24 protein-coding genes are annotated in these 23,409 nt (G+C 50.4%); 23 read left to right on the top strand and 1 reads right to left on the bottom strand.

Translation table 11 applies throughout. The features are described from left to right. Window positions 1-204 precede the first annotated feature (204 nt). Both ACFQZE_RS05530 and ACFQZE_RS05525 read left to right on the top strand, forming a co-directional pair. Window positions 205-666: a GNAT family N-acetyltransferase gene (locus tag ACFQZE_RS05530; RefSeq protein WP_379354481.1), complete on the top strand. Its 462-nt coding sequence runs from the start codon at window positions 205-207 to the stop codon at window positions 664-666. 25 nt (window positions 667-691) lie between these two features. Continuing rightward, window positions 692-1,354 (top strand): glycerol-3-phosphate acyltransferase, encoded by a 663-nt coding sequence (locus ACFQZE_RS05525; RefSeq protein WP_379354479.1) that lies wholly within the window; start codon window positions 692-694, stop codon window positions 1,352-1,354. A 1,013-nt stretch (window positions 1,355-2,367) separates the two neighbouring features. Here ACFQZE_RS05525 and ACFQZE_RS05520 read toward each other — a convergent pair. Next, window positions 2,368-2,712, bottom strand: coding sequence for a winged helix-turn-helix transcriptional regulator (locus ACFQZE_RS05520; protein WP_379354477.1), 345 nt, complete (start codon window positions 2,710-2,712; stop codon window positions 2,368-2,370). Between the two features lie 175 nt (window positions 2,713-2,887). Between ACFQZE_RS05520 and ACFQZE_RS05515 the strand changes: the two genes are divergently transcribed. The 21 genes from ACFQZE_RS05515 (at window position 2,888) to ACFQZE_RS05415 (ending at window position 23,397) form a co-directional block, all read left to right on the top strand. Further along, window positions 2,888-3,877 (top strand): SDR family oxidoreductase, encoded by a 990-nt coding sequence (locus tag ACFQZE_RS05515; RefSeq protein WP_379354475.1) that lies wholly within the window; start codon window positions 2,888-2,890, stop codon window positions 3,875-3,877. A gap of 38 nt (window positions 3,878-3,915) precedes the next feature. After that, window positions 3,916-4,521 carry an NAD(P)H oxidoreductase gene (locus ACFQZE_RS05510; protein WP_379354472.1) on the top strand — a complete coding sequence of 202 codons (606 nt, stop codon included), beginning with the start codon at window positions 3,916-3,918 and terminating at the stop codon, window positions 4,519-4,521. Between the two features lie 293 nt (window positions 4,522-4,814). Beyond that, window positions 4,815-5,636, top strand: a complete 822-nt coding sequence (locus tag ACFQZE_RS05505) for an alpha/beta hydrolase family protein (RefSeq protein WP_379355524.1) — start codon at window positions 4,815-4,817, stop codon at window positions 5,634-5,636. A 42-nt stretch (window positions 5,637-5,678) separates the two neighbouring features. After that, entirely contained in the window at window positions 5,679-6,581 is a 903-nt protein-coding gene (locus ACFQZE_RS05500) for a LysR family transcriptional regulator (protein WP_379355522.1), read from the top strand. 163 nt (window positions 6,582-6,744) lie between these two features. Beyond that, the gene (locus ACFQZE_RS05495; protein ID WP_379354470.1) at window positions 6,745-7,578 is read left to right on the top strand and encodes a transporter substrate-binding domain-containing protein; all 834 of its coding nucleotides are present in this window, start codon (window positions 6,745-6,747) and stop codon (window positions 7,576-7,578) included. Between the two features lie 46 nt (window positions 7,579-7,624). Beyond that, entirely contained in the window at window positions 7,625-8,410 is a 786-nt protein-coding gene (locus tag ACFQZE_RS05490; protein WP_379354468.1) for an amino acid ABC transporter permease, read from the top strand. Continuing rightward, window positions 8,407-9,117, top strand: a complete 711-nt coding sequence (locus tag ACFQZE_RS05485) for an amino acid ABC transporter permease (RefSeq protein WP_379354466.1) — start codon at window positions 8,407-8,409, stop codon at window positions 9,115-9,117. The genes ACFQZE_RS05490 and ACFQZE_RS05485 overlap by 4 nt, the downstream gene beginning before the upstream one ends. Next, window positions 9,114-9,866, top strand: coding sequence for an amino acid ABC transporter ATP-binding protein (locus ACFQZE_RS05480; protein WP_379354464.1), 753 nt, complete (start codon window positions 9,114-9,116; stop codon window positions 9,864-9,866). The genes ACFQZE_RS05485 and ACFQZE_RS05480 overlap by 4 nt, the downstream gene beginning before the upstream one ends. 19 nt (window positions 9,867-9,885) lie before the next feature. Further along, window positions 9,886-10,890 (top strand): LLM class flavin-dependent oxidoreductase, encoded by a 1,005-nt coding sequence (locus ACFQZE_RS05475; protein WP_379354462.1) that lies wholly within the window; start codon window positions 9,886-9,888, stop codon window positions 10,888-10,890. A gap of 35 nt (window positions 10,891-10,925) precedes the next feature. After that, on the top strand, window positions 10,926-12,107 hold the full coding sequence (locus ACFQZE_RS05470; protein WP_379354460.1) for an amidohydrolase: 1,182 nt from the start codon (window positions 10,926-10,928) through the stop codon (window positions 12,105-12,107). Then, the gene (locus ACFQZE_RS05465) at window positions 12,104-12,598 is read left to right on the top strand and encodes a DinB family protein (protein WP_379354458.1); all 495 of its coding nucleotides are present in this window, start codon (window positions 12,104-12,106) and stop codon (window positions 12,596-12,598) included. Before ACFQZE_RS05470 ends, ACFQZE_RS05465 begins: the two co-directional genes overlap by 4 nt. 30 nt (window positions 12,599-12,628) lie before the next feature. Continuing rightward, window positions 12,629-13,162, top strand: a complete 534-nt coding sequence (locus ACFQZE_RS05460) for a GNAT family N-acetyltransferase (protein WP_379354456.1) — start codon at window positions 12,629-12,631, stop codon at window positions 13,160-13,162. Window positions 13,163-13,190: 28 nt separating this feature from the next. Then, a complete protein-coding gene (locus ACFQZE_RS05455) occupies window positions 13,191-14,537 on the top strand; it encodes an LLM class flavin-dependent oxidoreductase (RefSeq protein ID WP_379354453.1) in 1,347 nt (448 codons plus the stop codon). 298 nt (window positions 14,538-14,835) lie between these two features. Beyond that, window positions 14,836-16,317, top strand: a complete 1,482-nt coding sequence (locus tag ACFQZE_RS05450) for an Lsa family ABC-F type ribosomal protection protein (protein ID WP_379354451.1) — start codon at window positions 14,836-14,838, stop codon at window positions 16,315-16,317. Window positions 16,318-16,583: 266 nt separating this feature from the next. Then, window positions 16,584-17,594, top strand: a complete 1,011-nt coding sequence (locus ACFQZE_RS05445; protein ID WP_379354449.1) for an ABC transporter ATP-binding protein — start codon at window positions 16,584-16,586, stop codon at window positions 17,592-17,594. After that, window positions 17,591-18,592 carry an ABC transporter ATP-binding protein gene (locus ACFQZE_RS05440; RefSeq protein WP_379354447.1) on the top strand — a complete coding sequence of 334 codons (1,002 nt, stop codon included), beginning with the start codon at window positions 17,591-17,593 and terminating at the stop codon, window positions 18,590-18,592. The genes ACFQZE_RS05445 and ACFQZE_RS05440 overlap by 4 nt, the downstream gene beginning before the upstream one ends. Before the next feature lie 27 nt (window positions 18,593-18,619). Further along, window positions 18,620-19,570 (top strand): ABC transporter permease, encoded by a 951-nt coding sequence (locus ACFQZE_RS05435; protein ID WP_379354445.1) that lies wholly within the window; start codon window positions 18,620-18,622, stop codon window positions 19,568-19,570. Between the two features lie 14 nt (window positions 19,571-19,584). Beyond that, complete coding sequence (locus ACFQZE_RS05430) at window positions 19,585-20,532, top strand: ABC transporter permease (protein ID WP_379354443.1); 948 nt, start codon at window positions 19,585-19,587, stop codon at window positions 20,530-20,532. 36 nt (window positions 20,533-20,568) lie between these two features. Then, window positions 20,569-22,242, top strand: a complete 1,674-nt coding sequence (locus ACFQZE_RS05425; RefSeq protein WP_379354441.1) for an ABC transporter substrate-binding protein — start codon at window positions 20,569-20,571, stop codon at window positions 22,240-22,242. 75 nt (window positions 22,243-22,317) lie between these two features. Then, window positions 22,318-22,491, top strand: coding sequence for a lysine biosynthesis protein LysW (locus ACFQZE_RS05420; RefSeq protein WP_379354439.1), 174 nt, complete (start codon window positions 22,318-22,320; stop codon window positions 22,489-22,491). 9 nt (window positions 22,492-22,500) lie between these two features. After that, window positions 22,501-23,397 (top strand): RimK family alpha-L-glutamate ligase, encoded by an 897-nt coding sequence (locus ACFQZE_RS05415; protein ID WP_379354437.1) that lies wholly within the window; start codon window positions 22,501-22,503, stop codon window positions 23,395-23,397. Window positions 23,398-23,409: the final 12 nt, after the last annotated feature.

The raw sequence follows: 23,409 nt of genomic DNA, 5'->3' as shown, positions 1-23,409 counted from the left end.
CCTCCAATAATTAACATTAGTTACGTCCTTATCATAGTTCAAATTTGGAAATTCCAAATCCGCCCAAGGCATGCCATTTAAACCAACTGTAGAATCATATGGAATTGCGGCTCTGGACGGAGCTGTCTGGGGTTCGGCTAGGAGGTTGCGCAATAATGTGGTTTAATAAGGGAGTTGCGCAATTTAAAGAAATGAGTTGAGAAATTGAAATTGTGGATTAAAGAAGTGGATGAAGAGGATTGGCGCGCGGTAGCTGGGCTAGAGGTCGGGGAAGATCAAAAGGCATTTATTGAAAGCAATGCGTTTTCTATGGCTGAGTCCAAATATGAAAGCAACGCTGCATCCATCAGCTTATATGACGGGGAAATTCTGATCGGTTATGCCATGTACGGCTGGTATAACGAGGCGGAGCAAAGCATTTGGCTCGACCGGTTTATGATAGACCGGCATTTTCAAGGGCAAGGTTACGCCAAACGTTTTATTCCCGTCATTTTGGAGTGGATGCACAATAAACATAGATATAGCAAAGTTTATTTAAGCCTTCATCCCGATAATGAGGCTGCTCTCCGCTTATATCAATCGTTTGGCTTTAAGCTCAACGGCGAAATAGACAGTGAGGGGCCAGTAGTCGGCGTAGTGATGGAGGCCAGCTTCTCATTGAAATGAGTTTCTTTTCCGAGGAGTGAGGCGATTGTCCGTTTATCCGTACGGGTGGCATTTCGTTATCGTTTTTTTCGTTTGTTATGGGATCGGCAATTTTTGTGCCGCTATTTTTTTGTCGAAGCATTTTGTCAACAAGGATATTCGCGAGCATGGCAGCGGCAACGCCGGAACGACCAATATGGTTCGCATGTTCGGTTTGAAGCTGGGCGCGGCGACACTCGTCATCGATTTGTGTAAAGGCGTTGCTAGTGCAGGGATTGCAAAATGGATCATGACCTCCATTGCGGGTGCGGATATCGGAATGCTCGCTGCCTATTTCGCGGGTTTTGCCGTTATCGTCGGACATAACTATCCCGTGACGCAATCGTTTAAAGGGGGCAAAGGCTTTGCAACCGGGATCGGCGTTTTTTTGGCGGTGAACCCTATTGCAACGCTGCTCATTGTAGGCGCCGGTTTGCTTCTTTTGTTTATCGTCGATCGCATGTCCGTGTTTGCTTTAGCCTTTTTTGCCGCGGAAGCCCTCTATTCTTTTATCGTATATTCGGAAGAGCAGTGGTGGCTGCCCCTGTTTGCTTTTATTTACTTTGTGCTGGCCGTCCTTTCCCATTGGCCAAACATTGTTCGGCTGATCCGCAAGGAGGAGAAGCCGCTTGGCATAATGAAACGGTTAATAGGCAAACCGGCTTCTTGATTTTCATGTAAACTATCAATTCCTTTAAATGATGAATGGCTTATTGTGTAGAAAAAGTGCCATTGTCGAGGGCATTTCCGTTTATGGGCTAGAGAGCAAGACAAAGAGTAGGCTAAAGCTTAGGCTGATATAAGCGTTAGATAAAGAGTAAGACAAAGAGTAAGACAAAGAGTAAGACAAAGAGTAAGACAAAGAGTAAGACAAAGAGTAAGACAAAGAGTAAGACAAAGAGTAAGACAAAGAGTTAGCTAAAGCTAAGTTTAGGCGGCAATAAGAGCAGGATACAGAGTAGGGTATAGAGTATAGAGCAAAACTTATATAGAAAAAAGCAATAAAATAAAAAGATCGCCTATCTAGCCTGTCTTTACAGGTAGTAGGCGATCTTTTTGACGTTCTGCGATGTTAATCAGCAGACACCAATTTCTGTGAAGAATAGTTGAGACTCGTCGGAAGTACAAAGCGGTTCCAAAAACCACTAAATGGCTGGATGAGCAATGTTTAGGCCAATTAGTGTTGTCAAAAACCACTAAAGTCCCGGAGAGCGCTGTTTGGGCCAATTAGTGTTGTCAAAAACCACTAAATGCCCCGGAGAGCGCTGTTTGGGCCAATTAGTGTTGTCAAAAACCGCTAAATGTCCCGGAGAGCAATGTTTAGGCCAATTAGTGTTGTCAAAAACCGCTAAATGTCCCGGAGAGCAATGTTTAGGCCAATTAGTGTTGTCAAAAACCACTAAATGCCCCGGAGAGCGCTGTTTGGGCCAATTAGTGTTGTCAAAAACCACTAAAGTCCTGGAGAGCGCTGTTTGGGCCAATTAGTGTTGCCAAAAACCGCTAAATGTCCCGGAGAGCGCTGTTTGGGCCAATTAGTATTGTCAAAAACCACTAAATGCCCCGGAGAGCGCTGTTTGGGTCAAATAGTGTTGTCAAAAACCGCTAAATGCCCCGGAGAGCGCTGTTTGGGCCAATTAGTGTTGTCAAAAACCAGCGTCAATTCCTAGCTCCTATAGCAGCCGCCTACTTGTCATTCCGTTTTATTTCGCCGTTCAAAAACTTTTCTCCCCATTCGCAGAGCTGGTCCAATATGTTTTGCAGCGAGAGGCCAATTTCGGTCAGCTCATAAACGACTTTAGGGGGGACCTGGTTATAGACAGTGCGGAATATAATTCCGTCATCCTCAAGCTCTCTTAGCTGCTGAGTCAACACTTTTTGCGTAATGGCAGGCATCGCCTTTTTTAGTTCATTCGTCCGCTTCGGGCCGTATGAGAGATGGCATAAAATAAGCGTTTTCCATTTGCCGCCGATGACATCGAGCGTGGCCTCGGACGGAATTGTATACTTGCGGTTTGCTTGCGGCTCCAACGTCGTTCAAACCTCCCTCTAGCTCTATTTTTTACCGGAAATAACAGGCACTTCTAAGTACCTATAATACATTTCGGTGTCTATAGCACAATAAAGTGCGTACTTCTCAATTTCCATTATATGATACATACTCCTGTTAAACCATCATTCATCTATATAAAGCGAGGGAGCAGAAATGGAAAAAAGAGTATTGATCGCAGGAGGATATGGAATCGTTGGCAGCGCCATCGCTAAACATATTCGGAAACTAGACGAAGAGATAGAGGTCATTATCGGAGGGCGAAATCCCGAACGGGGGCTAGGGCTCGCCGAAGAAATCGGCCATGCTTCTACGGCGTACCTGGATTTAACAGATATTGAAAGTGTAAAAGCGGTAGGGCGGGTTGATTTAATTGTCGCCGCGCTGCAAGATCCAGCAGACACTCTAATCGGGTATGCCATAGAAAATGGGATCGCGCATATCGGCATTACCAAACTTGCGGATGAATTGGCGCCGCTAGCTGCCGCCGCTTTGGCACATCCTGCGGCGCGTCCCATTGTTCCGCTCGGCCATTCACAATCGGGAGTGCTGACGGTTGCGGCGCTGAAGCTGGCTCAGTCTTTTAAAAGAGTCGATTACATTGGGCTTGCCGGACTATATGACGAGAAAGAGCAGATGGGGCCAATGACGCTTGGCGATTCGGAAGGGTTTATTGGCCGCGCGCTACTAAGGGAAGACGGCAATTGGGCATGGGTTCAAGCGGATGCTCGGCCAAGGGGGGTGGAGGTGGCGGATGGAACCTTTTTGGAAGGGTTGCCGATGGGCTTGCTCGATGTTCCCGGTCTGGCAGCTGCAACGGGCGCTCCGAATGTGAGGTTCGATTTTATCGTCGGCGATTCGATAGGAACGAAAGCGGGGAAGCTGCCCTCTCAGGACCTTTATATTGAAATGGAGGGTGAACTGGTAGAGGGGCAATTTGCAAGACGCAGGCTGGTTGTGACCGATCCGTTCGGTCAGGCGCATATGACGGCACTTGGCGTGTTGCTGTCAATCGAAGCTGTGCTTGGGCTTGACGGCAAGACTCCGGCTGCGGGCGGGCTGCAATTGCCCGAATCTATGTTGTCTATTGAAGCAGCGCTGTCTAGGCTCGATCAGTTTGGCGTGGAGATTATAGAGCTGTCTTGAAGTGGAAAACCATTTTAAACAAGAAAGAGGGAAATGAGATGAAAGTTTTAACGGTTGTGACTCATCCCAGAACAAACTCGTTAACATTTGCGGTTGCCGAACAATTTGTTCAGGGACTTCAAGACGCCGGTCATGAGACGGAAGTGCTTGATTTGTATCGAAACGGGTTCGATCCCGTGTTGCGTGAAGCGGATGAGCCGGATTGGCTGGACAGAAAGCCATATTCGCCAGAGGTCGAAGCCGAAATCGAGCGGATGGAGCGCCATGATGCGCTTGCTTATATATTTCCGATTTGGTGGTATAACGTGCCTGCAATGCTGAGAGGGTATATTGAACGGGTATGGAATTACGGGTATGCATACGGCACAACCAAGCTTCCTCATAAAAAGGCGCTGTGGATTGGGTTGGCCGCGGCAACGGTAGACGATTTTCAAAAAAGGGATTACGATAAAATGATGGATCAACAGCTGAATATGGGAATAGCGAATTATTCCGGTATTGCCGACTCTAAGCTGGACATTTTGTATGACACGCTTAGTTCGGATCGCGAGTATATGGCAGCACTTCTAAAACATGCTTATAAATTAGGTCTTCATTATGGGGACTCTCAGCCCGCCCGGAGTGATTCTGATAGCGACAGATGAACAAATAAATTCGTTGACATTTTTTGAGAAAAGGTGGTAACATATTGGTTAAATACTAGTAAACCAGTAGGAATTAAAGGTATTCAAGAGTGCTGAATGAAATTTCAGCATTCCATAGTGGTAAGGTCGACCGGCCAACCGGAGACTTCTCATTTTGCGGCAACAGCTGTGTGCTTATGCGGAAATGAGGGTCTCTTTTTTATTTTTATTTTAAATCCAAGTTAACAGATGTGTAAAGTTAGGAATATAAAGGGAGTAGGCCCTTGATGAAAAAAGGCGGTGTTTCAATTCCGATGGAACGGACGATTACGATAAACGGCGGCTACAGCTTGCAAGCGACGCTGCATTATCCCGATTCAAAGGCTTGCGGGAATTGGTCCAAGCGGATACCGGTCGTTGTGATCTGTCATGGATTTGTCGGAAATCGGATCGGCAAAAACCGGTTGTTTGTAAATGCGGCTCGCAAGCTCAGCGGGCAAGGTTTTCTGGTGCTTCGTTTCGATTATGCGGGCTGCGGGGAAAGTACGGGGGATTACGGAACGACCGGATTCGAATCGTGGATCGATCAAACCCGCTTTGTGCTCGACTATGCCCTTGCCATTGAAGGCGTCGATTTGGAGAAGGTCACGCTGCTCGGACACAGTCTGGGAGGGACGACGGCATTGCTGACCGCTGCTATTGATAAGCGGGTTCGTTCCTTGGTTTTGTGGTCGCCGGTTGCCTATCCGTTTAAAGATATTGTAGGGATGACAGGCAGGTCGATTTATGAGGAAGCTCAAATCAAGGGAGTTGCCGATTATTTGGGCTATTCGTTGACCTCCCATTTTTTTGCCTCGCTGGAGAGAACTCAGCCCTTTCATGCCGGACTAAAATTTACGGGTGATGTACTGCTTGTACACGGCACCTCGGATGAGATTATCCCGGTTGATTATTCGTTTCTTTATCAAAAGCTGTTTTGGACCCGCCATGACGGGCAATGCGACAAAGAAATTATTTTGTACGGGGACCATACGTTTTCCTCGCAGGAAAGCACCCGGCAGCTGTTTGATAAAACGGTGGATTGGCTGCAAAATATGGAGCGGAAAAAAAGGGAGTGGAACAGCTGGATGATCTAAAGGCGCATAAGGCTATTGAACGATAGGAAGGGGGCGGTACCCATTAATTTAGAAAATATCGAGGCATTTGTCTATATCATTCATTACGGCAGCTTCAATAAGGCGGCGGAGGTGCTGTATTTGTCCCAGCCTTCCGTTACGGCACGCATACAGTCGCTGGAGCGGGAGCTGGGCTGCAAGCTGTTCGACCGACTTGGCAAAGGGATTCAAATAACGGAAGAAGGCAAGCGTTTTTTGCCCTATGCGCAGCAAATTTTGATGACCTATCAAAAGGGAAAGCTGCATATTAACCAGAAAAAATCGCTGCCGGAAGAGCTGCGGATCGGTTGTACCGTGTCGGTAGCCAACTATACGCTGCCGTATTTGCTGCCAAGGCTGAGGCATGTGTTTCCGAACACTCATTATAAGCTGATTACGGGCACAACGGACGATATTGTCGGCAAAATCATCAATAAAGAAGTGGATGTCGGTTTTGTCCGCAACATCAATCATCCTAATTTGCAATCCGTTAAATTTTATTCCGATCCTATCCGGCTCTATGTTTATGAAGATCATCCGTTTACGGGAGGAAGACGGATTTCTATCGATGAGATCGCGGCCGAGCCGCTCGTCTTTTTTGAATGCGGCGCCCTCGACTGGCTTCGTATTCATCGGATATTTGGCGGTCTCGATAGCCCGCCCAACATTCAAATGCTGACCGACAATTCGGAAACGGCCAAAAAGCTCGTTATTCAAAAGGCCGGTATTTGTTTTCTGCCCACGTTAAGCGTCAAAGAAGAAGCCTCCTCCGGATCGCTTATTCCGATTGCCCTGCCGGAAGCGGAAGGGATATCGCTCCAGACCAATATTGTAACCTGCCATGGAAAGCACAGCTTATTTGTAGAAACCGTGCTGGATCTAGGCAAGGAGCTTGTGGCCGGAGCACGGCAAGAGGTATTGAGGTAACGAAAACAGTATCCTATCAAATTATTGGATGTAAATATAGAATTTCTCTATTATGGGACGGATTGACCGAGCTAAAGCGGTGGTGCTACAGTTAATTCAACTTTTAATTCTTACTTTACCGCTAGGAATTATTAGATTAAAGAGACATATGGAGGTTGCGCTTATGAAACAGTTGAAATTGGCAGTTGCTGCATTTGCTTTAGTGGGAATTGGATTGCTCGCCGCTTGCGGAAATGCCGGCGGAGGTAAAAATGTGGAGGCGGGGGCCAAGGCGGACACAGAAGCAGGCGTCAAAAAAATTATTGTCGGGACGGGAAATGATTTTGAGCAGGTAGCATTTTTGGATAAAAACGGAAAGTTGACCGGGTATGACGTTGAGGTGGTCCGAGAAATAGACAAACGGCTCGCCGAATACGAATTTGAATTCCAGACGCTCGATTTTGCCAATATTTTGTTAAGTCTCGAAACGAAAAAAATTGATCTTGCCGCTCACTTGTTCGAAAAAAATCCGGAGCGGGAGCAAAAGTTTTATTTTAACCAAGAGCCGTACGCTTACTGGCGCAACAAAATTATTGTGGCTTCTACCAATAACGAGCCCATTCAGACACTGGATGATTTAAAAGGGAAAAAAGTGCTGATCGGACCAACAAGCGCTCAGGCGCAGCTGCTTGAAAACTATAACAAAGCGAATGACAACGCGATTAATATCGTTTACCAGCAAAATGACGCCAACGACGAAGTGCAGCAAATTACGTCGGGCAGAGTCGATGCGACGCTCGGCGCCGATTTTCTTCTTCCGATCAAAGATCCGAACGGACAGCTAAAGACGGTAGGCGACCCGCTGAACGAAGGTCATATCCAATATGTGTTCCGCAAGGACGATGCGGATTCCAAAGCGCTGGCGGATGCAGTGGACAAAACGATTAAAGAATTGAAGGCGGACGGCACGCTTAAGAAGCTGAGCGAAGAGTGGCTTGGCCAAGACTTTTCGAAATAACCGGGTGCAGCGTTGTGGATGGCCGCAAGAGGAGTGAGCAAAAAAGATGGGTCAACAGCAATTTGATTTAGCGAATATATTCGATTATATGGTCCAACTGCTGCCTTTTCTCCGAATCACCTTGTTTATCGTCGTTAGCTCTATCCTGATCGGAGTGCTTGTAGGGTTTTTGGTGGCGCTGCCCCGGCTTTATGAAATTCCGGTTTTAAAACGGCTTTCGCAAGTGTACGTTTCGTTTTTTCGCGGCACGCCAATTCTCATTCAGCTCTTTTTGTTTTATTACGGAGTGCCCGAGCTGTTAAAGCTGGTTGGAATTGACGCCTCTAGGACATCCGTTCTTGTTTTCGTCATTTTGACGTATTCGCTCCATAGCGGGGCCTATATTTCCGAAGTCATTCGCGGAGCGGTCAAGGCGGTGGACAGGGGGCAAGTGGAGGCGGCGTATTCCGTCGGAATGAACGGGTTTCAGGCGTTCAGCCGCATCGTTTTGCCGCAGGCGCTGGCCATTGCGATTCCGGTGTTTGCGAATGTCGTTATCGGCAATTTAAAGGATACGTCGCTTGCTTTTACGCTTGGGGTCATGGAAATATCGGGCAAAGCAAAGACGATAGGGGCGCTCACCCAGCAGTTTATCGAAATTTATATCGCTTTGTCTCTCATCTACTTCGTGCTGAGCTATGTGCTTCAGAAACTGTTCTTCTGGGTGGAAAAAGCGCTTTTGCGTCATGAGCCCAATATTGAAATCGTGACGTGGGGAGCTCGGTTAAGCAAATGGCGCTTCCGCAAAATGGTGCCCGCCGCAACGATAAGCAATAAGGAGGCGAGATCATGAAGCTTGATCCTTCTTTTATCGGCACGGCATTTGCCAGTCTTCTGCCGGCCATTCCGACGACACTGGCGATAACGGCGGTTTCAATGGTTTGCGGACTCGTGATCGGTACAATCGTAGCGCTTCTACGGATTTATAAAGTGCCGGTGCTTCATTCCATTGCCGCAGGTTACGTCAACTTTATTCGGGGAACGCCGATGCTGACCCATTTGCTGCTCATCTATTTCGGCCTTTCGTTTCTGGTCGATTCGTTGTCCGAGAAATATGGATGGTCGTTTAATTCAGTTGCCATCCCGATGATCGGCTTCGCTTACATTGCTTTTTCCGTGACGGCGGGAGCCTATTTATCGGAAGTTGTGCGAGCGGGGCTGCTCGCGGTAAGCAAAGGGCAGCTGGAGGCGGCCTATTCCATCGGAATGACGCCGCCGCAAGCGCTCAGAAGAATTGTATTCCCGCAAGCGTTCGCCATTTTGCTGCCTAATTTGTCCAGCAGCACAATCGGTATGCTGCATGCCTCGACACTTGCTTTTACAGTTTCGGTTGTCGACATTACCGCCAAATCGCAAATTGTCGCCTCATCCAATTGGAAGTTTTTGGAGGCTTATATCGCCGCAGCGATTATTTATTGGGGTTTGACGCTGCTTATTGAGAAGTTGACCGCAGTGCTGGAGAAACGCATCAACATTTATAACCGGGGTGGCGTGACATGATCAAGTTGAGAGGTATTCAAAAATCGTTTGGACGCCAGCAAGTATTGTACGGCATCGATTTAACCGTCGAAAAAGGCGAGGTCGTCGCCATTCTTGGGCCGAGCGGTTCCGGCAAAACGACGCTGCTGCGCTGCATCAACTATTTGGAGAAACCAAACGACGGCGAAATTACGATTGATGAAATTAACGTCGAATGCAAGCGGGCCAAAAAAGCCGACATCCATGCGCTGCGCAAGCAGTCGGCGATGGTTTTTCAAAACTACAATTTGTTTCGCCACAAAACGGCGCTGGAAAATGTAATGGAAGGGCTTGTCGTTGTGCAAAAGGTTCCAAAAGCGGAAGCTCGCGAGAGAAGCATCGCTTTGCTAGAGAAGGTAGGCCTTGGCGGCAAGCTGGATTCCTATCCGAGCCAGCTCTCCGGCGGCCAGCAGCAGCGGGTCGGCATAGCGCGGGCGCTTGCCCTCAATCCGAAAGTGATTTTGTTCGACGAGCCGACCTCGTCGCTCGATCCTGAGCTTGTTGGCGAGGTGCTGTCCGTCATCCGTAAAATTGCAAAAGAAGGCATTACGATGATTATTGTGACGCATGAAATGGGCTTTGCCCAAGACGTAGCCAGCCATGTTGTTTTTATGGACGGCGGGGTTGTTGTGGAGCAAGGTCATCCGAAGGATATATTCAGATTCCCTAGGGAAGAGCGGACCAAACAGTTTTTGAGCCGCTTTACGCCGGAAGGCGCTTATTCCATCTAGACCATAGGAGCGGATAGAGATGGCTATATCATTTGGCATTTTGGATCAAAGCATCGTATTTCCCGGACAAACGCCGGCTACAGCGATCGGCAATACCGTCAAGCTTGCGAAGCTGGCGGAAACGCTTGGCTACGAGCGGTTTTGGGTATCGGAGCATCACGACTCGGCTCATCTCGCAGGCTCGTCGCCGGAAGTGCTTATTTCTTATTTGCTGGCTCAAACGGAGACGATCCGCATCGGATCGGGCGGCGTCATGCTCCAGCATTATTCCCCTTACAAGGTAGCGGAAAATTTTAATGTGCTCGCGACGCTTGCCCCGGGGAGAATCGAGCTTGGCATCGGCCGCGCTCCGGGCGGATTGCCGCGCTCGACCCGTGCGCTTCAGCCTCCTGATTCAGCGAAGCTGGAGGACAAATTGTCGGAGCTCTATCAGTATCTAAACGGAGCGGCGCAAGAAGGCCACCCGCTTGCCGGATTAAAAGCGACACCTCTGCCGGACCGCCCAGCCGACATTTATTTGCTTGGAACAAGCGTATCGAGTGCGGAGCTGGCAGCCGAAAGAGGGCTTCCTTATGTGTTTGCCTTATTTATTAATAATGACCCGGAAGCAGCGCTCCTCGCTTTCGAGACGTATAGAAGCCGCTTTAACCGGGAGAAGGGCGGCGAGCCGCGTTCCATTCTGGCGCTGGCCGTTATCGCTGCCGATACGGTGGAAGAGGCGGAACAGCTTGCGGGCGATTCCAAAAGCGTACGGGTGACGCTCGCCAGCGGCAAAACGATTAATGTCGGCACAGTGGAGCAAGCGGAGGAGTTTGCGCGTCAAGCCGGAGAAAGCTATACGGCGGAAGTTCGCGATGCGGATATTACAAAGGGCACAAAAGAAACTGCCCGCGAGCGGATATTGGAGTATAGGGAGAAATACGGCGTTGACGAATTTATTTTTACAACGGTTGTGGCCGATTTCGAAAAACGGGTTCGTTCTTTCACTTTGTTGAAGGAAGCGTTCGAAGAGCTTGCCGTTTAAGCTCTGCCATCCCCGAACAAGGAGGAAGCATGAGCATGACTGATACGATTAAACTTGAAAAAAGGCTAATTGCCATTAGACGGGCGCTCCATGAAAATCCTGAGCTGTCCCATGAAGAAAAGGAAACGACCGAAGCGATTCGCCGCTGGCTTGCGGAGGCTGGTATTCAGCCCGCTGACTATCCGCTTCGAACCGGCGTTGTGGCTGAAGTGGGCGGTCATCGCGGAGGCCCTGTCATTGCCATTCGGGCGGATATCGATGCGCTTCCGATTCAGGAGGAGACGGGTCTGCCATTTGCATCGCGCCATGCCGGGAAAATGCATGCTTGCGGGCATGACTTTCATACCGCAGCCGTGCTTGGGGCGGCTTTCCTGCTGAAAGAGCGGGAAGAGGAACTAGGCGGTACAGTTCGATTTCTGTTCCAGCCGGCGGAAGAAAAAGCGAAGGGCGCGCTGCAAGTGATAGCAAGCGGAGCGCTGGAAGGGGTAAGCGCCGTATTTGGTTTGCACAATAAGCCGGATTTACCCGTCGGGACGATTGGCATTAAGGGAGGACCGTTAATGGCGGCGGCCGACGGTTTTGTCGTTGAAGTAGCGGGAAGAGGAAGCCATGCCGCCGTGCCGGAAGCGTCTATCGATCCTATTGTCGTTTCCGCGCATATCGTGACGGCGCTGCAATCCATTGTCAGCCGCAACGTGGGGGCGCTGGACTCCGCAGTGGTCAGCGTAACCCGGCTGAACGCCGGAACGGCATGGAACGTAATCCCGGACAAAGCGATTTTCGACGGGACGCTGCGCACCTTCGACGAAAACGTGCGGTCCCGCGTTCGCCAGCAGCTGGAGCGAATTGCCGTGAGCGTAGCGGAAGCGTTCGGAGCGAAAGCTCGTGTAAGCTGGATTAACGGACCGAACCCGGTCGTTAACGATGCGGAATGGGCGCAAGTCGCGAAACGTTCGGCGGAAGCGGCAGGTCTTAGAGTTATCGAGCCTGTGCCGTCGCCCGCCGGAGAAGATTTCTCCTTTTATTTGAAAGAAACGCCGGGGTTGTTCGTGTTTCTGGGCACTTCTGGCCCGAATGAATGGCATCACCCCGCCTTTGATGTGGATGAACGTGCTTTGCCGCTTGGCGCCGCTTTTTTTGCCGAGCTGGCACTGGATGCGATCAACCGTCTGGCGGAGGCTGATGAATCCAAGGAAAAGGTGGAGAGTCGAACATGAGTACACGATCGGTTCAAATCGAGTCGTATTTGCATACGTACAATCAGTTGGCCGAGGCGGTGGAAGGACTGCCCGATGAGGCGCTGCGCTGGAAAGCGGCCCCGAATGTATGGAGCGTAACGGAAGTGCTGGCCCATCTTGCCGATCATCATATTGTCGTTTCCTTTCGCATTCGGGAGCTGCTTGCTCAGTCGACCGTTCGCTTTCCCGCTTTTCAGCAGGATGCATGGGTGGCCGGGCAACAGGCGAATGAAGGCGATGCCCGGGACCATCTGAACGCTTTCCATGCGCTGCTCGTCTACAATAGCTTGCTGCTTAAGCGGCTGGAGCCGGAGCAGTGGGAGCTGACCGGCGTCAATGCAAAAGGAGAAACAGTAACGCTGGATACGATCATCAAGCTGTTTATCGGTCACGTTCAAACCCATTTGGCGCAAATTGCAAGAATTCGGCAGGGAGAGAGCGAATCAAAGGGCTCAAGCTGCGCGATTTAATTTAATGGATAAGAAAGCGGGGCGACGAGGATGCCGGAACTGGCCGTATGGACACGAGAGGCGGTGCCTTCCGATCAAGAAGCGATACGGAATGTGCTGCTGGACGCATATGCCGAATATGAATTTTTGTATCCGCAAGAACGATGGGAGCAATATAAGGCAAACATAAGCGATTCCGTGACGGACACGAAGGTGACCGCAAGAATCGTCGCGCTGCTGAATGGAGAGCTGGTGGGCAGCGTTTTTTTGTATAGCACCTCCGAGGCGGCATACGGCTTGCCCGAGCTTAACATTCAGACGCCCATTATGAGATTGCTTGCAGTTAAGCGCAATGTCAGAGGGCATGGCGTCGCGACGGCGCTTATTCGGGCAAGCGCGGCGAAGTCGATTGCTTTTGGCGCAGACACGCTCCATCTGCACACCTCCGATTTGATGAAGTCTGCCGTCAGGCTGTACGAACGGCTCGGTTTCGAGCGGGCGGTGGAGAAGGATATCGTCAAGGAAGACGGCGTTGTGAAAAGCTATCGGGTTAATTTGAAGCAGTGGACGCAGCTGCAAGCTTAAAAAAAGAGATAGGGCAGGAGGAATTGATATGGCGGCACGAAAGAAGCTGAAATTCGGCGCGCTCATTCACGGTGTAGGCGGCAACGCGGCGGCATGGCGGCACCCGGAAGTTCCGGTTGATGCGAGCGTTAGCCTTCCGTTTTACAAAAGGCAAGCGTTGATCGCGGAAGCCGGAAAATTTGATCTCGCTTTTATTGCGGACGGCTTGTTTATTAACGAAAAATCAATTCCGCATTTTTTGAACCGTTTTGAGCCGATTACGATATTGGCGGCGCTTGGAGCCGTCACGTCCAAGATCGGTCTTGTCGGTACATTGTCTAGCTCCTACAGCGAGCCGTTTACCGTTGCCCGGCAATTTGGCTCCATTGATCATATTAGCGGCGGCCGCGCGGGATGGAATGTCGTCACTTCGCCGCTGGAGGGCTCGGCTCTCAATTACGGTAAAGCGGAGCATCCCGCCCATGACGTGCGGTACAAAATAGCGGAGGAACATTTGGAAATAGTGCGAGGCTTATGGGATTCCTGGGAAGACGACGCATTTCCGCGGGATAAGGAAAGCGGCGTTTTTTTTCATCCGGAGAAGCTGCATCGCATTCAGCATAAAGGAACCTATTTTTCGGTGGAGGGCCCGCTTAATTTGGCTCGTTCCAAGCAAGGACATCCCGTCATCTTTCAAGCGGGCTCGTCCGAAAGCGGCAAAAATTTGGCTGCAAGAAGCGCGGATGCCGTCTTTACCGGGCATGACACGATTGAAGACGCCAAACAATTTTACAAGGATGTCAAAGACCGCACGGTGGCGGCAGGCCGCTCGCGCGACGATATCGTCATTTTGCCAGGGATTGGCCCTATAATTGGACGGACTCAAGAGGAGGCCGACCGTAAGCATGAGGAGCTGGCCGGCTTGATGAACATCGAATTGGCGCTGCAATATTTAGGGCGGTTTTTCGACCATCACGATTTTACGCAATATCCGCTCGACGATCCTTTCCCAGAGCTCGGTAGCGTTGGCAGCAACAGCTTCCGCAGCACGACGGATAAAATTAAACAATCGGCGAAGGAAAAAGGGCTGACGCTACGCCAAGTTGCGCTGCAATCAGCTGCTCCGCGAACCGCCTTTATTGGAACGCCGGAAAAAATCGCCGATCTCATTGAGCAGTGGTACGAGGAAGAGGCAGCCGACGGCTTTATTATTAGTCCGCCTCTTCCAAGCGCGCTGGAAGACTTTGTGGAGCTGGTTGTGCCGATCTTGCAAGAAAGAGGCATTTATCGCACGGAATATGAAGCCGATACGCTTCGCGGACATTTGGAGCTGCCGGTTCCGGCGAACCGGTTTACGGCTGCTAAAGCGTCGGAAGGGGTAAAAGCAAACGTATAAAACAACTTATTATTTAAACATCGTCTATTGCATCGGAAAATGGCATGTGCTATAATCGCGCTAACATTTAACGATTGGAGATGAAGCGGATGGAGTAGTCTTTTTTGCCTCGCGTTTAAAGAGTAAAGTCATGGGACTTTATTTCTTTGTGGGCAAGAAAGTTACTCCATTTCTTCACTCAAAATAGATCCATTTCATGCCCTGATTAGGGTTTGATTTGCCGTTTTTTTGAGCTGCGAGAGAGGTAACTTTCTTGCAGCTCTTTTTATTTTCCCGGATTTTGAAGGAGGTATGACCTATGTCATTAATCAATGTGACGAATCTTACGTTTGCCTACGACGGCAGTTACGACTATATTTTTGAGAATGTTAGCTTTCAAATGGATACGGATTGGAAACTTGGGTTTACGGGCCGGAACGGCCGCGGCAAAACGACGTTTCTCCAGTTGTTGCTGGGCAAATATGAATACAGCGGCTCGATTTCGTCGAGCGTCGGATTCGATTATTTTCCTTTCCCCGTTCATAACAAGGAAAACTTGACGATTGACGTGGTTTCGGACATTTATCCCGATTACGAGCATTGGCGGCTGATGCGCGAGCTAACGCTGCTGAAGGTAGGAGAGGATGCCCTGTACCGTCCATTTGAATCGTTGTCGAGCGGAGAGCAGACGAAAGTGCTGCTGGCGACTTTATTTTTGAAGGAAAACCGCTTCCTGCTTATTGACGAGCCGACTAACCATTTGGACGTTCATGCGAGAAAGCTGGTCAGCGATTATTTGAAGGGAAAAAGCGGATTTATTCTGGTATCGCATGACAGGGCGTTTTTGGACAATTGCGTAGACCACATTGTTTCCATCAACAAAACGAATATTGAGATTCAAAGGGGGAGCTTCTCCGATTGGTGGGAAAACAAGCAGCGGCAGGATGGATTCGAGCTTGCCGAAAACGCAAGGCTGAAGAAGGACATTAAGCGGCTGTCCGAGGCGGCCGAGCGCACAAGCAACTGGTCGCATGAAGTGGAGAAAACAAAAAACGGAACCCGCAACTCTGGCCTCAGGCCGGATAGAGGCTACATCGGCCATAAAGCAGCCAAAATGATGAAACGATCCAAATCGATTGAGCAAAGACAGCATTCTGCCATAGAAGACAAATCCCGGCTGCTAAAAAATATCGAAAGCTCGGAAAGCTTAAAGCTGACTCAGCTTGCCTATCATAAGCACCAACTGGTCGAGCTGGACCGCGTGACCGTTCGTTACGGGGACAAAACGGCATGCACGGACGTCAGCTTTACGATTCAGCAGGGTGACCGGATTGCGCTTTCCGGCCCGAACGGCTCGGGCAAATCGAGCTTGTTGAAATTGATTTGCGGCGAGGAGATCGACTACTCCGGTACGGTTCGAATAGGCAGTCAACTTCGCATTTCTTATGTGTCGCAAGTGACTTCACATTTGCAGGGCGGCTTGACGGAGTTTGCCCAAAGAAACGGAATCGACGAAAGTTTGTTCAAAGCGATTTTGAGAAAACTCGATTTTTCGCGCCTGCAATTCGAAAAGGATATTTCGTCGTTTAGCGGCGGACAAAAAAAGAAGGTGCTCCTGGCCAAAAGTCTCTCTGAACAGGCTCATTTGCATATTTGGGATGAACCGCTCAATTTTATCGACGTCGTCTCCCGGATGCAAATCGAAGAGCTGCTGCTGGAGCATTGCCCGACTATCCTGTTTGTAGAGCATGACAGCGAGTTTTGCAAACATATCGCGACAAAAGCGATCGAGCTAAGTTGAACCATCTAAACGAACGAATGAATAGTTCTATTAGGCTGTAAAAGCCGCTCGCATTGCCCATTCCAAATGGATGGCCAAGCGGGCGGCTTTTTTGTGCCAGGTGCGGTAGAGGGCTAGAGGACTAATCTATCGTTAAATAGATTTATTCTATTATCCAAAGATGTAAATATCAGGTATGCTGATTATAGTTAAATCATATTATTTTTATCGGAATTATAAGGAATTGTAAACGAAGGCAACAACCGATAGAAAGGCCGGTGAGGGATATGGGGCAGCTACTCGAAGTGGAGCGGCTGAAAGTGACGTTTCAGAACGGCGGCGAACGTCTCGTCTCCGTCGACGATGTCAGCTTCAGTCTCAGTGAAGGAGAGACGGTAGCCATCGTTGGCGAATCGGGCTGCGGCAAAAGTGTAACGTCGCTTGCGATAATGGGGCTGCTTGGAGCAAATGGCTCCATCGCTGAAGGCGATATCCGCTTAGGCGGGCAGTCGATTGCCGCTTGCGGCGATGAGCAGCTTAGAGAACTGCGCGGAAACGAAATGGCGATGATTTTTCAGGAGCCGATGACTTCGCTTAATCCCGTTATTCCCGTTGGCGAGCAAATTGAAGAGTCGATTCGCCTTCATTTGAAGCTGCGGCGCAGAGAGGCGAAAAAAAGGGCTGTGGATCTGCTGCGGAAGGTTGGCATTCCGAGGCCGGAAGCGGCCGCCCGGCAATACCCGCATTCCTTGTCCGGCGGTATGCAGCAGCGGGTCATGATCGCGATGGCGCTTGCTTGCTCTCCGAAGCTGCTTATTGCGGATGAGCCGACGACGGCGCTTGACGTAACGATACAGGCGCAAATTTTGGGGCTGATGAAACAATTGCAGGCGGAGAGCGGAGCTGCCATTTTGCTCGTCACCCACGATCTGGGCGTCGTAGCGGAAATGGCGGATCGGGTTATCGTCATGTACGCGGGACAAGTGGTGGAATCGGGCGATGTGTATACGTTGTTTAAAGAGCCGAAGCATCCTTACACTCAAGGGCTGATGAGATCCGTTCCCCGGCTTGATCTTGAGCGGAGAAGGAGGCTGCCTTCCATTCCCGGTACAGTACCGCCGCTCGCGCAAATGCCAGTCGGCTGCCGGTTTCATCCCCGATGTCCGTTTGCCGATGCGAGATGCGCAAGCGAGCTTCCGCCGCTGGTTGCGGCAGGGGATGAGGGGCTTGTCAGATGCTGGGCCGCCGCCGATGAGCGGGTGTCCCAACAAAGGCTGCCGCAGGAGGTCACTGCATGACGTTAGTACAGCTTCCAGTCAAACGGGCAGCAGGGGAACCTATTTTGCAATTGGATCGACTTAAAACGTATTATCCGGTGCCCAAACAGCTTTTTTCCCGTTCGGGAAGTTTCGTTAAAGCGGTGGACGATGTCAGCTTCAACTTATTCGAAGGAGAAACCGTCGGGCTGGTTGGCGAGTCCGGCTGCGGCAAATCGACGATTGGACGGACTATTTTGCGTCTGGAGCAGTCGAACTCGGGCCGTATTCTTTTTGAAAATGAAGATATTACGCATTTGCCGCCAAGGAAGCTTAAGCGAGTTCGTACTCGGATGCAAATGATTTTTCAAGACCCGTACGCCTCGCTTAATCCAAAAATGAGAATTTACGATACGCTTGCGGAGCCGCTTATCGTCCATAAGCTGGCAAAGGGTGCAGAAGTGCAACGGGAAGTGGAACGCCTTCTAACGCTGGTAGGACTTCCCCGCACAGCGGGCGAGAGATATCCGCATCAGTTTTCGGGCGGGCAAAGGCAGCGGATTGGCATTGCCAGAGCGATTTCCTTTCGTCCGAAGCTCATTGTATGCGATGAGCCTGTGTCGGCGCTGGATGTTTCCATTGGGGCGCAAATATTGGGACTGCTGCAAGATTTGCAGGATGAGCTGAAGCTGACGTATTTGTTTATTGCACATGGCATAGGTGCGGTCAAGCAAATGAGCAATCGAATCGCGGTTATGTATTTGGGCAAAGTCGTAGAGCTTGCACATGCTGACGCTTTGTTTCGCAGTCCCAAACATCCCTATACCCGGCTGCTGCTGAACGCCTATCCTCCCCCGGACCCGCTGCTGAGAACGAGGGAGAGAATGATCGTTCAGGGAGATGTGCCAAGTCCGGCCAATCCGCCTAGCGGCTGCCGATTCCATACGCGGTGCCCCTTCGTCCAGCAAAAATGCCGGCTCGAAGAGCCCGCTCTAGCGGACGGCAGCCATGCGGCGGCATGTCATTTTCCACTTGGCTAACGCAGCGTTTAGGGAAAGGAGCCCCTTATGTTTCGTTACTTCATCAAACGTTTGCTAATCGCCGTACCTGTTTTTTTCGGCATTACCGTCATCAGTTTTCTGATGATGAATATGGCGCCGGGCAATCCCGTCGAGATGCTGATCAGCCCGAATACACCCAAAGAAATGCTGGAACTGAAAAAAGAGCTGCTGGGTTTAAACGATCCGTTGTATGTCCAGTATGCGAAGTGGCTGGGCGGGCTGCTGCAAGGGGAACTGGGGTATTCATTCAGCACGTTCGCCCCCGTTGCCGAGTTGATCGGCGAAAGAATTGGTCCGACTTTGCTGCTGGCCGCAACTTCGCTGCTCGTCGGACTGCTGATCGCGATCCCGATAGGCGTCTTCAGCGCAATGAAATCAAACTCAAAGCTCGATTATTTGCTTACGGGATTGTCTTTCCTTGGAACGTCCATTCCGCCGTTTTTCCTCGGACTCGGTTTGATTTATTTAGCGGGCATTCAGTTCAAATGGCTGCCGACGGGAGGAATGTACACGCTAGGCGGAACGGGAGGCGGGCTCGATTTGCTGCTTCATATGATTTTGCCGGTTATGGTGCTTGGAGTCGCGATTGCGGGGAAAAAGGTGAGATATGTGCGCGCCGCCATGCTGGATGTGCTTCAGCAAGATTATTTGCGGACGGCGAGGGCCAAAGGGTTGTCCGAATTTTGGGTGACGAACAAACACGCGCTCCGCAACGCTCTTGTCCCCGTCATTACCGTTGTGGCAGCGGAAATTCCGCTGCTGCTCGGCGGGAGCATTATGATCGAGCAAGTGTTCCAATGGCCTGGAATCGGGGGACTGACGATGGAGGCGATCATGTCGCGAGACTATCCGGTGTTGATGGGATTAAACGTGACGGCGGCATGTGTTGTGCTATCGACAAATTTGATTGCCGATTTAGTATACGCTGCGGCGGACCCGCGCATTAAATACGGCTGAGGGGAGGGGCTGACATGCCGGCAAAGGAGTTGACAGCGCGTAAACAAGAGCAGCCGGAAGGAAGCCGTGAACAGAGCGAGGGGTTGGCATTTTACAATAACGATAGTTTGGTGCTGCCCAAAACCGAAAGCTTCACCGCCGGAGTACGCCGAAAGTTCGCTCGGCATCGGCTGGCGGTATGGGGACTTGCGGCGCTGCTGCTGCTTCTAGCAGCCAGCTTGTTTGCCCCGTGGCTAGCTCCTTACCATCCGAACGAAGTAACAGACTCATTTGGCGCAAAACCGTCGCTGGCTCATCCCTTCGGCACGGACCAGGTGGGACGAGATGCCCTCAGCCGCTTGCTGTACGGTACAAGAATTTCGCTGCTGATCGGATTTGGCACAGTAGCCGTCTATGTCGCTTTTGGAACGATAGTCGGCATGCTGGCCGGCTATTATGGACGCTGGCTGGATATGCTGCTGATGCGGCTGACCGATATCTTTTTGAGCTTCCCGTATATGATGGTCGTTCTCATTATTGTAAGCATGCTTGGGGCAAGCGTAACGACGATTATGCTGGTGCTGGCACTGTTCAAATGGCCGACGGTCGCCATGCTGGTGAGAGGAAGCTTCCTGTCCATGAAGCAGCTGGATTATGTCAAAGCGGGAGTGGCGCTCGGATACGGCACGCCGCGCATTATGCTTCGGCATATGCTGCCGAACGCTCTAGGGCCTATCATCGTGAACGCCACTTTTGGCGTGGCTGGAACGATTTTGAGCGAGGCGGGACTGAGCTTTTTGGGAATGGGGGTGAAATCCCCCCATGCAAGCCTCGGCAATATGCTGCATGATGCGCAGTCCATTACGGTGCTGACGGATCAGCCGTGGCTGTGGCTTCCGGCCGGACTCATCATTTTGACTACGGTGCTGGCCATCAACTTCGTTGGCGACGGCCTTCGCGATTCACTGGACGCCAAAACATAGAAGGCCTGACATTCACACGTTAAGGGAGAGATTAACATGACTAGAAACAGAACGAAAACCAAACAAGGACTCATTATTGCTATCGCCGTATTTTTGCTGCTGACCGCTTGCACAAGCGAAGGTTCCAAGGAAAGCGCATCTAGCAGCCCGCCGCTAAATTCGTCGCCGTCCTCTTCTGCAGCACCGAACGCAGGAGCTCCCAAAACGTTGACCATCGGGATCGTGAACGCTCCCGTTACGCTTAATCCCATAAATACACAAGACAATTCCGCGTCGCTGGCTCCAATCAGTTTGCTGAACGACGCGCTGCTGGACGTCACCGATACGGCGCAATTTGTGCCCAAACTGGCGGAATCGGTTGAAACGACTGACAAGCAAACATACCGGGTGAAACTGAAGAGCGGGGCAAAGTGGAACGACGGCACTCCATTTACGACCGCTGACGTTGCTTTTACGCTGAAGCTTGCCCTTCATCCGAAAGTCGACACCTCGTTTAAGCTCAATTTTATTGAAGGAGTAAACGACTTTGGCAAGCTGGACGAAGGGGTGGCGGACATCGCGGGTCTGAGCATTACCGATGCCTCTACTTTTGAAATCAAAACAAAGACGCCAATTGATCCGCTTGTTTTCAACGAACGGTTTGGGGCGAAAGTGAACTTTTTGCCGGAGCATATTTTAAAGGGCATCACGCCGGAGCAGATTGCCACTCATCCGTATTTTCAAAAGCCGGAAGTGACGATCGGTCCGTATAAATACGCGAATTACGAGCAAGGGCAATACGTGGAAGTGGTCAAAAATGAAAACTACTATTTGGATGTGCCGAAAATCGACCGCATTTTTATTAAAGTGCTCCCGGCTGCCAATCTAGTGGCGCAGCTTCAATCGGGCGAAGTGCAATTGAACTCGCTGCCTGTCGGGCTTGTCCCGATTACCGATTACGAGAAAGTAACGGGCTTCCCGAATGTCACGGTTACTTCCGCGACGGCGTCGGAGCCAGCCGAACTGTTTTTCAACGTGGAAAAGCTTTCGGATCAAAAGGTGCGCCAAGCTATTGCATATGCCTTGAACCGTCCGCTCATCGTTGAACAGCTGCTGAAAGGACAGGCGGAAATTATCGACGGCGGCGTTCCAAGCTCTCATCCTTATTTCAACAAATCAATCCAGCCCTACGAATACAACCCAGAAAAAGCGAAGGAGCTTCTGCAAGAGTCAGGCTGGGACTTCGGCCGGAAGCTGTCGTTCCTCATTCCGATAGGCAATAAGGTTCGCGAGCAGGCGGCGGATATTCTCGTGCAAAATTTGGAGGCCGTCGGCTTCAAAATCGATGTGCAAAAATACGACTTCCCGACTTTAATCGATAAAGTGGAAAAAGGCGAGCATGACATTACTATTTTTACGCGGGATTACTATATTGAGCCTAGCCTTTATTTCACCACATACAAAAGCGACGATCCCGAAAGCGTCATCCGTTACCGCAATCCGCGTGTAGACGAATTGATCAAGCTGGGCGAGCAAGAAATCGACGAGGCGAAGCGGCATGACATTTACAACGAATTGCAGCAGATTTTGCATGACGAGGTGCCGACGCTGGCCGTTTACTCCGAAAAAAGGCTTCAGGTCGTGTCGAAGGACGTTCTGGTCGGAAAACCACTCAATCTTGGAACGTTCAACAATGTGAACCAATGGGATATCGCTGCAAAGTTACGTTAAGCGAGGTTATAAGGGAATGTTGCATTCCGTTATAATAGATTTCTTTTTTTCAAAATTATAGGAGGTGTAGAGAAAATGGCGGATTTGAGCTGTCTCGTATGCAGAACGGAAATTGAAGTGGAGGAACGTGTCACCACTGGAGAAATTGTGGAGTGCGATTCTTGCGGCCAGGAACATGAGGTGCAGGTGGAGTCCAATTTGGTGTCGATCGCGCTGGCTCCGGAAATCGAAGAAACTTGGGGAGAGTAGGTGGCAAATATGGGGCGAAGCGATGCCGTTTTATTGTGCGTAACTAAGCTGCGCGAGGAAGAACAACGGATTATCGACTATTTGAGCGAGCTTGGCATAACCGTCAAAGTCAACTTGGATTCCATGGACTTGCCTTTGGGAGAAGAAGCCTCAAGCTCATTCGGGCTAGCTCTCATCCGCTGCCTGTCGCAAAAGAGCGCGCTTAGCAGATCCCATTTTCTAGAGCTTGCCGGACTGCCCACTCTGAATTCAACCCAAGCGATCCGAACTTGCACAAATAAAATTCATCAAGCGATTTTATTCCAGAAAAACGGCATTCCCCAGCCTAATTTCAAAGTGGCGTTTACGCCTGCAAAGTTGTACGACGCCTTGCAGGCGTTCGGGGATGTTTGCGTCATTAAACCTGCGACATCTTCGTGGGGTAGAGGAATTGCGAGAATTACCGGCACGGAATGTTTGGACGGCTGGATTGCGGCAAGAGAGTCGATCGATCCCGGTCATCAATCGTTCCCGGTGCTGGTCCAGGAGTATGTGGAAAAAGGAGATTACGACATTCGGGTCGTCATTGTTGGACGTACTCCGATCGCGGCATTCCGCAGAGTGTCGGCGGAAAACTGGAAAACAAATACGCATCTGGGCGCGGATATCGAGCCGATTGCCGTTAACGAGGAAATTGAGACGATCAGCGGCCGGCTCGTGGATGTGCTTGGCGAAGGTATTTACGGAGCGGATTTGTTTTTTGACTACAAGCAGCTCAAATATGTCGTTTGCGAGGTCAATCAAAATCCGGAGTTCGCAAAGTCTTGGAAAGTTCATGGCGTCGATGTCGCTTCCCACATAGCGCATTATGTGAAAGACGTTTTAGCTACAAGGAGTCAGGTCAACCTTACCGTTAATTCTCAGTAAACAGGGAGGCAT

This window comes from Paenibacillus sp. GCM10027627, from assembly GCF_042675505.1.
In the GTDB taxonomy this organism is placed as follows: Bacteria; Bacillota; Bacilli; order Paenibacillales; family Paenibacillaceae; genus Pristimantibacillus.
The sequence above is the reverse complement of the archived record's forward strand: the minus strand, read 5'-3'. Positions and strand labels throughout refer to the sequence as shown.